Origin of the sequence: Anaerotignum faecicola (genome assembly GCF_003865035.1) — a bacterium.
Classification (GTDB): domain Bacteria; phylum Bacillota; class Clostridia; order Lachnospirales; family Anaerotignaceae; genus Anaerotignum_A; species Anaerotignum_A faecicola.
Window position 1 is genome coordinate 51,623 of record NZ_BHVZ01000012.1, and the last position, 13,751, is coordinate 65,373.

Consider the following 13,751-nt stretch of genomic DNA (forward strand, 5'->3'; position numbering starts at 1 on the left):
AAACTGAGGTGAGAAACGAATGGCAAAAACAGCCACGGCAGAAAAAGAAGCAAAGAAAACAACAAAAAAGAAAGCAACGGTGAAAAAGGCTGCGAAAACAGGAAAGAAATATCTGGTTATCGTAGAGTCTCCTGCAAAGGCAGCAACCATCGGCAAATTTTTGGGGAACAATTACAAAATCGAAGCATCCATGGGACATGTGCGTGACATGCCGAAAAGCCAGATGGGTATTGATTTTGAGCATGACTTTGAACCGAAATATATTACCATCCGTGGGAAGGGGGAGCTTTTAGGCAAGCTGCGCAAGGATGCAAAGGCTGCTGATAAGGTATACCTCGCAACTGACCCGGACCGTGAGGGGGAAGCCATCAGCTGGCATCTGCTTCACGCGCTCAATCTGGGTGAGGAAAAACCCATCAGCCGTATTACGTTTAACGAAATCACGAAAACGGCAGTAAAAAAATCCATTACCGAAGCAAGAGATATTGACATGGATTTAGTGGATGCACAGCAGGCGCGCCGTGTACTCGACCGCGTGGTGGGCTATACTATCAGTGACCTGCTTTGGAAAAAAGTGAAGAAGGGTCTGAGCGGCGGTCGTGTGCAGTCTGTTGCGCTGCGCCTGATTTGCGACAGAGAGGGGGAAATCCGCGAATTTATCCCCGAAGAATACTGGACGCTGGGCGCAAAGCTGAAGGATGCGGATGGCAAGGGCTTTGAAGCGAAATTTTACGGCAAGGGTGAAACAAAAACAGAGCTTGCCAACGAAGCGGAAACAAACGAAGTTCTGGACGGCTTGAAGGGTAAGGATTTTGCCGTTACGGACGTAAAAACAGGCAGCAGACAGAAAAAGCCCGTTGCCCCCTTTACCACAAGTACCATGCAGCAGGAGGCGAGCAAGCACCTGAACATGGCAACACAGAAAACCATGATGATTGCGCAGCAGCTGTATGAAGGCGTGAATGTCAAGGGCGAGGGAACGGTCGGTCTGGTTTCTTATATCCGTACGGACTCCTTCCGCATTTCCGATGAAGCATACGAAGCAGCCGTTGCATTTATCAAAGAAACCTATGGGGATGCCTTTGTAAACCCTGAAAGAATCGTTTATAAATCCAAGGGGAAAACACAGGATGCGCACGAGGCGATTCGTCCGACAAACGTGAGCAGAACACCCGAAAGCATCAAAGATTCCCTTTCCAAAGACCAGTATCGCCTCTATAAGCTTATCTGGGAGCGCTTTGTGGCAAGCCAGATGAGCCCTGCGGTATATGATACGCTTTCTGTAAAGCTTTCGGCAGGGGACTATACCTTCCGTGCATCCGGCTCCAGACTGCGCTTTTCCGGCTTTCTGGAAGCCTATAGCAAGGGCGAGGAGGAGGATGAAAAAGTCATTCCCAAGCTGACACAGGGGGATATTCTGCAGGCGGAGCAGCTTCTGCCCGAACAGCATTTCACACAGCCCCCCGCAAGATATACCGATGCTTCCCTGATTAAAACACTGGAGGAAATCGGTGTTGGCAGACCTTCTACCTATGCACCTACACTGACCACGATTCAGGCACGACATTATGTGACGAAGGAAGCGAAAAATCTTTTCCCGACCGAGCTGGGCGAAATGGTTGATGAAATCATGAAAACCTATTTCCCCGACATCGTGGATATTGATTTCACGGCGAACATGGAAAAGCGTTTGGATGACGTGGAAATGGGCAAGGAGGAATGGAAGCAGATTATCCGTGATTTTTATCCCGATTTCAAAAAAAGCGTGGAGAATGCGGCGGAGAAGCTGGAGAAAATCGAAATCAAGGACGAGGAAACCGATATTGTCTGCGAGAAATGCGGCAGAAATATGGTTATCAAATACGGTCGCTACGGTAAATTCTTAGCCTGCCCGGGGTTCCCCGAATGTCAGAATGCAAAGCCCTATTTTGAAGAAGCAGGCGTGAACTGCCCCGAATGCGGCGGCAAGGTTCTGATTAAAAAGACCAAGAGGGGACGTATTTATTACGGCTGCGAGCACAACGGCGACGGCTGTGATTTTATGAGCTGGAATAAGCCGACGGGCGAAAAATGCCCCGAATGCGGTGCGTTTCTGGAGGAAAAGGGCAGAAAGAATCCGAAAATCGTCTGCTCCAATGAAAAGTGCGGCTATATGAAGGAAAAGCCCGCAGAGGAAGAGAACGAAGAATAATCGAAATACAACACAAAAATCATGCAAAAGACAGCTGCTTTTCTCTTTTTTAAAAAAATTGAGAAAAACGGTTGTTTTTTGGTTTTGGATATGCTATAATCCCATAGGTAACTTTTAGTACACACGTATCCGAAAAAAAGCGGATTGGTGCTGACAGGGTCAGTTTTCCCGACAAACGGATGCGGAGGATTAACCAATAGGAGGTTCATACAATGAGCGTAATTTCTATGAAACAGCTGTTAGAGGCCGGTGTTCACTTCGGCCACCAGACAAGAAGATGGAACCCTAAAATGGCAGAATACATCTTCGCAGAAAGAAATGGTATCTACATCATCGACCTGCAGAAAACAGTAAAAAAGGTTGACGAGGCTTATGCAGCAATCTGTGAATGCATCGCAGACGGCGGCGAAATCCTGTTCGTAGGTACAAAGAAGCAGGCACAGGAATGCATTCGTGAAGAAGCTGAAAGATGTGGCATGTACTATGTAAACCAGAGATGGTTGGGCGGTATGCTGACAAACTTCACAACAATCAAAACAAGAATCGCAAGACTGAAAGATCTGGAAAAAATGCAGGAAGACGGTACATTTGATGTACTGCCCAAAAAAGAAGTTGCAAAGCTGATGCACGAAATGGAAAAACTGCAGAAAAACGTTGGCGGTATCAAGGAAATGAAAAAGGTTCCCGATATGATGTTCATCGTTGACACAAGAAAAGAAAGAATCGCTGTGCAGGAAGCACACACACTGGGCATCCCCACAGTTGCTATCGTTGATACAAACTGCGATCCCGATGAAATCGATTACGTAATTCCCGGTAACGATGACGCAATCCGCGCAGTAAAGCTGATTGCTTCCAAGGTTGCTGATGCAGTTCTGGAATCCAAGCAGGGTGAACAGGAAGCAGCTGAAACAGAAACAGTAGAAGCTGAATAATTCAGAAAAAGGCATTTGCCCGAGCTTCAGCCTAAAACGGGCTGAGGCTCTTTTTATATCAGACGGAACAGCTTTTTTTCGCAGAAGACGGAAAAAGATACGCACATAAGATTATTTAGGAGGGAATCAAACATGGCTATTACAGCAGGTATGGTAAAAGAACTGAGAGAAATGACAGGCGCAGGCATGATGGATTGCAAAAAGGCTCTGACAGAGGCTGACGGCAGCATGGAAAAGGCTGTTGAGCTGCTGAGAGAAAAAGGTCTGGCTGCATCCGCAAAGAAGGCAGGCCGTATCGCATCCGAAGGTATGGTTGCAGTATACCTGAGCGATGACAACAAGATTGGTGCAATCGTAGAAGTAAACTCCGAAACAGACTTCGTTGCAAAGAACCAGGTATTCAGAGACTATGTTGCAGCAGTTGCAAAACAGGCTTCCGAAACAACAGCAGCAGATATGGACGCTTTCTTTGAAGAAAAATGGGCACTTGACCCTCAGTTCACAGTAAAGGAAGCACTGTCTCAGCAGGTAGCTGTCATCGGTGAAAACCTGAACATCAGACGTTTTGAAAAATATGAAAAGACACAGGCAGGTAAGCTGGTTTCCTATATCCACGGCGGCGGCAGAATCGGCGTTCTGATTGAACTGGCTTGCGAAAACGAAGCAGAAGAGCTGGTTGAACTGGGCAAGAACATTGCAATGCAGATTGCTGCTCTGAACCCTAAATTCATCACAGAAAACGATGTTCCCGCTGACTTCATTGCAAAGGAAACAGAAATCCTGACAGTACAGGCAAAGAACGATCCTAAGAATGCAAAGAAGCCCGACAACATCATCGAAAAGATGATTGCAGGCAGACTGAAAAAAGAACTGAAGGAATTCTGCCTGGTAGAGCAGCCCTATGTTAAGGATACAGATATGACTGTAAAACAGTACATCGACTCCGTTGTAAAGGTTGTTGGCGCACCCATCGAAATCACAAGATATGTTCGTTTTGAAACAGGCGAAGGTATGGAAAAGAAAGATGAAAACTTCGCAGAAGAAGTTGCAAAGGCAATGAACTAATTCGTTAACGGGTTATTTTTAAAAATGAAAAGGAAACGCTACTGCATTGATTGCTCCGGCGTTTCCTTTTTTAAAGGAATCTTTTCGGATATTTTTATAATTTCTTAAAATTTTTTATATTCTGCATAGCCGCAGAGAAAATATCTGGAAATTTTCTGTAATTTGTGATACATTAGAGTAGTAAGGAGGCTGTAAAAATGTATAAAAGAATTGTGCTGAAACTGAGCGGCGAGGCGCTGGCAGGCGAGAAAAAGGGGGTTACCTTTGACGACAGCATCATCTGGGGGCTGATTGCACAGATTAAGGCTGTGATGGCAAAGGGGACACAGGTTTCTCTGGTTATCGGTGGCGGCAATTTTTGGAGAGGCAGAAGTGCAGATTCCAAGATGGATCGCACAAAGGCAGACCAGATTGGCATGCTCGCAACAGTTATGAATGCGATTTATGTTGCAGATGCGTTCCGTCAGAACGGCATCAAGGCATTCGTACAGACACCCATCGTCATCGGCACAATGACAGAGCAATTTTCCAAGGAAAGCGCTCTTGCGCATCTGGAAAAGGGCGAAGTAGTAATTTTTGCAGCCGGTATGGGACACCCCTTCTTCTCTACGGATACGATTACTGCCCTGAGAGGTGCAGAGTTGGATGTGGATGGTCTGTTCTTTGCCAAGAGCATTGACGGTGTTTATGATGACGACCCTGCAACCAACCCCAACGCAAAGAAAATCGACTGCATCCGTGCAGAGGATATTGTGAAGAACAATTTGAAGGTTATCGATATGGCAGCCGCAAATCTCTGCTTTGAGCGCAAGATTCCTGTTATCATCTTCGGTTTGAATGAGGAAAACAGCATTATGCGCGCAGTCGGCGGCGAAAAAATCGGTACGATTGTAACTGTGTAAGATTTTGTTCACATAGGAGGAAACGAGTATGGCATCTGAACTGACAAAACCTTTTGAAGAAAAAATGAAAAAGACATTGACCGCGTTGGACAGTGATTACGGCACCATCCGCGCAGGCCGTGCAAACCCCCATGTTCTGGATAAGATTATGGTGGAATATTACGGTACACCTACACCCTTGAATCAGGTTGGGAATATTACGGTTCCCGAGCCTCGTCTGCTGCAGATTCAGCCTTGGGATGCGTCCCTGCTGAAGGCAATCGAAAAGGCAATCAATATGTCCGAGTTGGGCATCAACCCCAATAACGACGGCAAGGTGATTCGTCTGGTTTTCCCTGAACTGACAGAGGAAAGACGTAAGGAACTGACAAAGGAAGTTAAGAAAAAAGCAGAAGCGTCTAAGGTCGCAATCAGAAACATCAGAAGAGATGCTATGGATGTTTTCAAAAAATCTGAAAAAGCGAAGGAAATCACAGAGGATCAATTGCAGGATCTAGAAGATGAAACACAGAAGCTGACAGATAAATACGTTGCTGAAATCGAAAAGAAATGTGACGCGAAGAGTAAGGATATCCTTACCGTTTAATTCATCAAAATATCCAAGCCCCTCTTCTTCGGAGAGGGGTTTTGTTACAGGGAGGCAATTTATGCTTTATGAAAACGAATCCTTTCAGCTGAACCCCGAAAAGATGCCAAAGCACGTTGCGATTATCATGGATGGCAACGGCAGATGGGCAACAAAGCGCGGTCTGCCCAGAAAAGCAGGGCATAAGGCAGGCGCGGAAGCGCTGGAAAGAATCATTTATGCCGCAAAGGAGCTTGGCTTGGAACATCTGACGGTGTATGCTTTTTCAACGGAAAACTGGAAACGCTCCGCCGAAGAGGTGGGGGCGATTATGGATCTTCTGCGGTTTTATCTGAAAAATTATTTCAAGAAATTCGTGAAGGATAACATTCGGATGCACGTCATTGGCGAAAAGAGTCGCTTGGACACAGATATTCAAAAGGCGATTGCAGAAATTGAGGATTTATCCAGAGAAAAGAACGGCATGACCGTTCATGTTGCACTGAATTACGGCGGCAGGGATGAGCTGCGCCGCGCGGTAACAAAAATCGCAAGGGAAACGGCAGATGGCATGCTTTCTCCCGATGCCATTACGGAGGATACCATTTCTGATGCATTGGATACGGCAGGCACACCTGATCCCGAACTGATGATTCGCACCAGCGGCGAGGAAAGAATCAGCAATTTTCTTCTGTGGCAAATTGCATATTCCGAATTTTTCTTTTCCGATACGCTTTGGCCCGATTTTGATAAAAAGGAACTGGAACGGGCAATTTATTACTATCAGAACAGAGAACGCCGTTTTGGCGGCAGATTGAAATGAGGTGACACTGTATGAAAACGAGAATACTTTCCGCTGTGGTGGCACTTCCCCTGCTGTTGTTTATCGTCATCAGCGGCGGCATTTGGCTGCATGTAGGCGTTGGGCTTCTTGGTCTGATTGGGATGTATGAATTCAATCGTGCAATTGCAGGTGAGGTAAAGGGCGCACATATCATTGCATATCTGTTCGGCTTGTTTTATGTGGTTTTCATGGATAAGCTTGTGTATACACAGACGCTGTTCAGCGTGTTTACCTCTTTGTTTGTGCTTGCTCTGCTGATTTACAGCGTGCTTTGCTACAGAAAAACAAGCTATGTGGAATGCTGTGCATCCTTCTTTGGCTTTTTCTATGCCTGCTTCCTGCTTTCTCATGTCTATCTCGTACGAGAATTTGACCACGGGAAGCTGCTGATTTGGCTGGCGTTTATTTCTGCCTTTGGTAGTGACACAGGGGCGTATTTCTCCGGCTATTTTCTTGGGAAAAATAAGCTTTGCCCCGCATTAAGCCCGAAAAAAACCATTGAAGGCTCTATCGGCGGTATCATTACGGCATTGGTGCTTTGCCTGCTTTATGGTCTTTGGATTAACCGTTTCCACCCCATTGCAGGGGTAAATGTGCTGCTGCTCTGCGGTCTGGTGGGATTCTTCGGCTCCATCCTCTCCCAGATTGGTGACCTTGCGGCTTCTTCCATCAAACGTCAGGTTGGCATTAAGGATTACGGGAATCTTCTGCCCGGGCATGGCGGCGTTCTGGATAGGTTTGACAGCGTCATTCTGACCACGCCTGTGTTATACTATGTCATGCTGTTTCTGATTCATTAAAACAGAAGGTGTAAAAAATGAGAAAAATTTCGATTTTGGGTTCGACAGGTTCTATCGGGACACAAACCCTTGAGGTTGTCGAAAATTTAGGTGATATCCGTGTTGCCGCCATTACGGGGAATAAAAATATTGCGCTTTTGGAAAAACAGGCGCGTAAATTTCACCCTGAATTGATTGCGGTGATGAACGCGGAGAACGCAAAGGCATTGCAGAGTCGCCTTTCAGATACGAAAATTCGCATAGCGAGCGGGATGGATGGTCTGGTCGAGGCGGCTACATACGAGGATGTGGATACAGTTGTGACCTCTGTAGTCGGCAATGTTGGCTTGCAGCCCACCTTTGCAGCAATTCGTGCAGGCAAAAATATCGCGCTTGCGAATAAAGAGACGCTTGTTTCCGCAGGACAGCTTGTAATGGACTTTGCGAAACAGCACCATGTAAGGATTTATCCTGTGGACAGCGAACACTCTGCTATCTTTCAGTCCTTACAGGGAAATGCAGACAACCGCATTTCGCGTATTCTGCTGACCGCCTCCGGCGGCCCCTTCCGCGGCAAAAAGCGCGAGGAGCTGGCGCATGTAACGGCGGCAGATGCACTGGCGCACCCGAACTGGCACATGGGCAAGAAGATTACGATTGATTCTGCAACGCTGATGAATAAGGGCTTGGAAGTGATGGAGGCGAAATGGCTGTTTGATGTAGATGTAGATCAGATTGAGGTTCTGGTGCATCCGCAGAGCATTGTCCATTCCGCGGTGGAATATGAGGATGGCGCAATCATCGCACAGATGGGTGAGCCTGATATGCGGATTCCCATTCAGTATGCGCTGACGTATCCCAAACGCGTGCAAAGCCCGTTTCCTCGGATAGATTTTTCCGTGCGCAGCCATCTGACCTTTGAAAAGCCTGATTTGGATACCTTCCGTTGTCTTTCTCTGGCATACTGTGCCTTGAAAACAGGCGGAACAATGCCGGCAGTGCTGAATGGTGCAAATGAGATTGCAGTTGCCCGTTTTTTGAAGGGAGAGCTGACGTTTTTGCAGATTCCTTCACTGATAGAACGGACGATGGACGCATATACTGTCAAATATAAATATACATTAGAGGATTTACTGGAGGCGGACGCATGGGCAAGGGCGTATGCACAGTCTGTGCGCTTCTGATAATTCTGTCTGGAGGTGGAGAACATTTCCTCATTATTGATTACCATAATACTTCTGGGTGTTCTTGTTATTGCGCATGAATTCGGACACTTTATTATTGCAAAGAAAAATGGCATCTGGGTGCAGGAATTTGCGGTCGGCATGGGGCCGAAGATTTTTTCCCGCACCAAAGGAGATACGGAATACAGTATTCGTATCCTGCCCTTAGGCGGCTTTTGTCGCATGGAGGGGGAAGCAGAGGACGGCGCATCCAGCTCGACCTCCTTCCTCAGCAAATCTGTCGGCGCGCGAATGGCAGTTATGGCGGCAGGGCCTGTCATGAATTTCCTGCTGGCGTTTCTCATGATTTTCGGGCTGACCTGCACAACCTATACGGCAACGCCCGTCATCAAAGAGGTTTTGCCTGATTCCGCGGCGGCTGCGTCCGGTCTGGAGGTTGGCGACAGGATTCAAAAAATTGACGGAAAAACGATTCATATCTATGATGAATTGCAATATACATTGCAGTCCAACCACGGGGAAAGCCTGATGCTGGACGTGGTGGATGCCGCAGGGACGCATCATAAATATAAGCTGCAGCCAAAGCTGGACGAGAAGCAGGGCAGATATCTGATTGGCTTTTCGCCTGAGGTGAAAACAGGGCTGCTTGCAGAAAGCGTGGACGGCTACGCGAAAATGGGCATTGCAGAAACGGCACGTTACAGCCTATTCGCTATGATAAATTATGTAAAAATGACGGCAGAGGGACTTCTGCGCGTGTTTACCTTTACGGCGAACCCCGATGAATATGGCGGCCCGATTGCAATTTTTAATATGGTTGGACAAAGCTATCAGGCAGGGCTGCAATACAGCATTAAGGCGGCAATCCAGAACGTGGTTTATATCGGTGCGGTGCTGAGTGCAAACCTCGGTGTGTTAAATCTGTTTCCAATTCCTGCGCTGGACGGCGGGCGAATTCTGTTCCTGCTGATTGAGGCAGTTCGCAGAAAGCCGATGGATATTGAAACGGAATCCAAGCTGCAATTTTTAGGCTTCGTTTTTCTGATGGGGCTGATGGCGTTTGTGATTTTCAGTGACATTAAAAAATACATGATTTAAATGAAACGAAACGCCTGATGTAAATTGGGCGTTTTCTGAATTTTGAAAAGGTGAGACTATGGAAAGAAAACTGACAAGAGAAGTTAAAATCGGCAGTCTGAAAATGGGTGGAACGAATCCCATTATCATCCAGTCCATGTGCAACACAGACACAAGAGATGTAGAAGCGACAGTGGCACAGATTTTGGCCTTGGAAAAAGCGGGCTGCGAACTGGTGCGCGTAGCAATTCCGGATATGGCGGCAGCAGACGCAGTCGGCGAAATCAAAAAACGGATTCATATCCCCCTTGTTGCGGATATTCATTTTGACTACAGATTGGCGCTGCGCGTAATGGAGCTGGGCATTGATAAGGTACGCATCAATCCGGGGAATATCGGGGACGAAGCACGCATCAAGCAGGTAGTAGATATGGCGAAGGAAAAACAGATTCCCATTCGCATCGGTGTAAACAGCGGCTCTCTGGAAAAGGAATTGGTGGAAAAATATGACGGCGTAACACCGCAGGGCTTGGTGGAAAGCGCGATGAAGCATGTACATATTCTGGAGAAATTCGGTTTTTATGATATCGTGGTTTCCATTAAGGCATCGGATGTGCCGTTCTCCATCGAAGCGTATCGCCTGCTTTCCGAAGCAATTCCGTATCCCATTCACGTCGGCATTACAGAAGCTGGCACGCCCTATGCAGGCACGATTAAATCTGCTGTCGGCATCGGGACGATTCTTGCCATGGGTATCGGGGACACGATTCGTGTTTCCCTGACAGGCGACCCTATCGAAGAAATCCGCGCGGCGAAAGAAATTCTGAAAAGCCTTGGTCTGCGCCAATTCGGTGTAACCTTCGTTTCCTGCCCGACCTGCGGCAGAACAGAGATAGACTTGATTTCCATTGCGAATGAGGTCGAGGAAAAATGCAGAAGCATACAGAAAAATATTAAGGTTGCCGTTATGGGCTGTGTGGTAAACGGCCCCGGAGAAGCGAAAGAGGCAGACCTCGGCATTGCAGGCGGCAAGGGCGTTGGTCTTGTCTTCAAGAAGGGCGAGATTGTCCGCAAGGTTAGCGAGGACAAGCTCGTTGCCGCACTGATGGAGGAAATTGACCGCATTTAATAATAAATCCAAACGGAAAGGAGGGAGACAACTTGACTGCACAGAAATTTGAACTGGTCTTTCAGAAAATTTCGCTGTCCCTGCCGCTTCTGGAAGCCTTTCAGGGCACAGAGGTACGCAAGCTGACGATACATAAAAAGGAACGTACTGTCAGTATCGAGATTACCGCAAATAAGATGATTCCCTTGCAAAAGCAGGAGGAGCTGAAGGGTGCGCTTTTAGAGAGTCTTCCGGGGATACAGGCGGTTTCACTTGCCGTTTTCTATGAGCTGACAGATAAAACTCCCGAAGCACTGGCAGCAGGCTATTGGGGAAGCATCAAAACCCTTGTGAGCCAAAAAAGCAAGATTTGTGCAGGTGTAATTGCGGACGCAGAGTGGAGAGTTACGGAGCATAAGCTGCAAATTCTGGTAAAGCATAACATGGCATATTATCTGGCGCAGAAGCATCTGGATGATGCCATTGCGAACATGATTCATACCGAAACGGGCGAAACGCTTCTGGTGCAATTTAAGAATCAGAAAGCAACCGAAGCGGACAGAGCAGCTCTTGAGAACAACAGGAAAAAGAAGTTTGAGGAGCTAAGCCGACAGATTATCACCACACAGGCTGAGGCAGTGCAGGAAAAAGCCAATGCAGAGGTGGCAGCGGTATCCTCCTCCGTTTCCAAGGGGATTCTGCTTGGCAAAGAAATCAACGGCGCAAACCAGAAGATTATTGATACGAAAATTCTCGGGGAAAATGTCATTATCGAGGGCAGTATTTATAACATCGAGCCGAGAGAAATTCGTGGTGAAAAATATATTGTTTCCTTTGATATTACGGATTTGAGCGATTCGACTACAGTGAAATTTTTCGTGAAGAAAAGTGTTTTTGATGCCGAACTGAGCGATAAAATCAAAAAGGGTAAATATCTGCGCGTGCAGGGCGAAGTGCAGTTTGATAAATATACCAAGGAAATCGATATTATGGCGAAAAATATCATGACTGCCGCCGCGCCTGCTCCCCGTATGGATGATGCGGAGGAAAAGCGCGTGGAGCTGCATCTGCATACACAGATGAGCAGTATGGATGGTGTGACACCTGTGAAAAAATATATCGAACGCGCGATTGCATGGGGGCATAAGGCAATTGCCATTACTGACCATGGTGTTGTGCAGGCATTTCCTGATGCGATGAACGCAATCGGCAAATCCGACTTGAAGGTGATTTACGGCGTAGAAGCCTATCTGATTGACGATTTGGGCAGCGTTGTCACCATGCCGCGCGGACAATCTCTGGATGACACCTTTGTGGTATTCGATATTGAGACAACAGGACTTTCCAAGGAAACCGAAAGCATTACGGAAATCGGTGCAGTGAAGGTAGTAGACGGCAAGATTATCGACCGTTTCAGCACCTTCGTGAACCCCGAACGCCCCATTCCTGCGGAGATTACCAAGCTGACAGGCATTACGAATGAAATGGTAGCCGATGCGCCTGTCATTACAGAAATTTTGCCGAAGTTTCTGGAATTTTGCCAAGATGCGGTGCTTGTGGCGCATAATGCCAATTTCGATACAGGCTTTATCCGCCTGAATGCAGAGCGAAAATGCGGCATTGAGGTAAAAAATACCGTTCTGGATACATTGGAGCTTTCCCGTTCGCTTCTACCGGAGCTGAAAAAGCATAAGCTGGATATCGTCTGTGAGCAGTTGGGTGTTTCTCTGGAGGGACACCATCGTGCGGTCAATGATGCCGAAGCAACGGCGGAGGTCTTTCTGAAATTCATTGACATGCTCGTGGAAAAGGAAATCTATAAGGTGGACGATATTAATGTGTTCTCCAGCCAGACGGTAAATTATAAAAAGCTGAAGGCATATCATGCGATTATTCTAGCAAAGGATTATGTCGGCTTGCGGAATCTGTATGAATTGATTTCGCTTTCTCATATTGATTATTACTTCCGCAGACCACGCATCCCTAAAAGCAAGTTGATTCAGCACAGGGAAGGGCTGATTCTGGGTAGTGCCTGCGAAGCAGGGGAGCTTTATCGCGCGCTTCTGGATAAAAAGCCAAAGCAGGTGATTGAGGAGCTGGTAAATTTCTATGATTATCTGGAAATTCAGCCGCTTGGCAACAACCGCTTTATGATTGAGTCTCCGAAGGTGGAAAGCGTACATTCCATGGAGGATATCATCGCCATCAATAAGCAGATTGTTGCATTGGGTGAGGAGCACAATAAGCCTGTTGTGGCAACCTGTGATGTGCATTTCATTGATCCGCAAGATGCCGCCTTCGTAAAATCATCATGGCGGCAGAGGCAGGCAGAAGGCTTTGCCGATGCGGACAAGCAGGCACCGCCGCTTTATTTCCGCACCACAAAGGAGATGCTGAAGGAATTTCATATATGGGCGAGGAAAAGGCGAGAGAAATCGTTATCACCAATACAAATAAGATTGCGGATATGATTGAGAAAATCAAGCCTATTCCCGATGATACCTTTCCCCCGAAAATCGAAGGAGCAGATGAGGAGCTGCGCCAGATTTGTATGGATAAGGCAATTTCCATCTATGGCGACCCATTGCCTCCTATTGTGCAGGACAGATTGGAAACAGAGCTGAATTCCATCATCAGCAATGGCTATGCAGTACTGTATATCATCGCACAGAAGCTGGTTTGGAAATCCGTTGCAGATGGGTATCTGGTTGGTTCGCGAGGATCGGTTGGCTCGTCCTTTGCCGCAAATATGGCAGGGATTACGGAAGTAAACTCTCTGCCGCCGCACTATATCTGCGACCACTGCAAATACTCCGATTTTGAATCGGAAACAGTAAAAGCGTTTGCGATGGAGGAGGCAGCGGCTGTGATATGCCGGATAAGGACTGCCCTGTCTGCGGACATAAGCTTAGAAAGGACGGGCATGATATTCCCTTCCAGACCTTTCTTGGGTTCGAAGGGGATAAAGAACCTGATATTGATTTGAACTTTTCTGGTGATTATCAGCAGCAGGCGCACGCCTATACTGAGGTGCTGTTCGGGAGGGCAAGGTTTTCAAGGCAGGGACAATTGGTACATTGGCAGATAAAACAGCGTATGGC

The 13,751-nt window shown here is 47.1% G+C and carries 10 protein-coding genes and 2 pseudogenes; all 12 read left to right on the forward strand.

Annotation, left to right across the window (positions count from 1 at the left end):
- Positions 1 to 19 precede the first annotated feature (19 nt).
- Positions 20 to 2,191: a type I DNA topoisomerase gene (gene topA, locus EJE48_RS09850; RefSeq protein WP_118578731.1), complete on the forward strand. Its 2,172-nt coding sequence runs from the start codon at positions 20 to 22 to the stop codon at positions 2,189 to 2,191.
- A 212-nt stretch (positions 2,192 to 2,403) separates the two neighbouring features.
- Positions 2,404 to 3,126 (forward strand): 30S ribosomal protein S2, encoded by a 723-nt coding sequence (gene rpsB, locus EJE48_RS09855; protein ID WP_016408453.1) that lies wholly within the window; start codon positions 2,404 to 2,406, stop codon positions 3,124 to 3,126.
- Between the two features lie 132 nt (positions 3,127 to 3,258).
- A complete protein-coding gene (tsf, locus tag EJE48_RS09860; RefSeq protein ID WP_118578729.1) occupies positions 3,259 to 4,191 on the forward strand; it encodes a translation elongation factor Ts in 933 nt (310 codons plus the stop codon).
- Positions 4,192 to 4,388: 197 nt separating this feature from the next.
- On the forward strand, positions 4,389 to 5,093 hold the full coding sequence (gene pyrH, locus EJE48_RS09865) for a UMP kinase (RefSeq protein ID WP_118578727.1): 705 nt from the start codon (positions 4,389 to 4,391) through the stop codon (positions 5,091 to 5,093).
- Positions 5,094 to 5,121: 28 nt separating this feature from the next.
- Positions 5,122 to 5,679: a ribosome recycling factor gene (gene frr / locus EJE48_RS09870; protein ID WP_016408450.1), complete on the forward strand. Its 558-nt coding sequence runs from the start codon at positions 5,122 to 5,124 to the stop codon at positions 5,677 to 5,679.
- A 61-nt stretch (positions 5,680 to 5,740) separates the two neighbouring features.
- The gene (locus tag EJE48_RS09875; RefSeq protein WP_118578725.1) at positions 5,741 to 6,481 is read left to right on the forward strand and encodes an isoprenyl transferase; all 741 of its coding nucleotides are present in this window, start codon (positions 5,741 to 5,743) and stop codon (positions 6,479 to 6,481) included.
- 11 nt (positions 6,482 to 6,492) lie between these two features.
- Positions 6,493 to 7,302: a phosphatidate cytidylyltransferase gene (locus EJE48_RS09880; RefSeq protein WP_118578723.1), complete on the forward strand. Its 810-nt coding sequence runs from the start codon at positions 6,493 to 6,495 to the stop codon at positions 7,300 to 7,302.
- A 17-nt stretch (positions 7,303 to 7,319) separates the two neighbouring features.
- Positions 7,320 to 8,465, forward strand: a complete 1,146-nt coding sequence (locus tag EJE48_RS09885) for a 1-deoxy-D-xylulose-5-phosphate reductoisomerase (RefSeq protein ID WP_118578721.1) — start codon at positions 7,320 to 7,322, stop codon at positions 8,463 to 8,465.
- 36 nt (positions 8,466 to 8,501) lie between these two features.
- Positions 8,502 to 9,563 carry a M50 family metallopeptidase gene (locus tag EJE48_RS09890; protein ID WP_160117351.1) on the forward strand — a complete coding sequence of 354 codons (1,062 nt, stop codon included), beginning with the start codon at positions 8,502 to 8,504 and terminating at the stop codon, positions 9,561 to 9,563.
- Between the two features lie 58 nt (positions 9,564 to 9,621).
- Positions 9,622 to 10,671 (forward strand): flavodoxin-dependent (E)-4-hydroxy-3-methylbut-2-enyl-diphosphate synthase, encoded by a 1,050-nt coding sequence (ispG, locus tag EJE48_RS09895; RefSeq protein WP_016408445.1) that lies wholly within the window; start codon positions 9,622 to 9,624, stop codon positions 10,669 to 10,671.
- 32 nt (positions 10,672 to 10,703) lie between these two features.
- A pseudogene (locus tag EJE48_RS12980) lies at positions 10,704 to 11,297 on the forward strand (PolC-type DNA polymerase III N-terminal domain-containing protein); the annotation flags it as partial.
- 105 nt (positions 11,298 to 11,402) lie between these two features.
- Positions 11,403 to 13,751, forward strand: a pseudogene (locus EJE48_RS12985) (PolC-type DNA polymerase III); the annotation flags it as partial.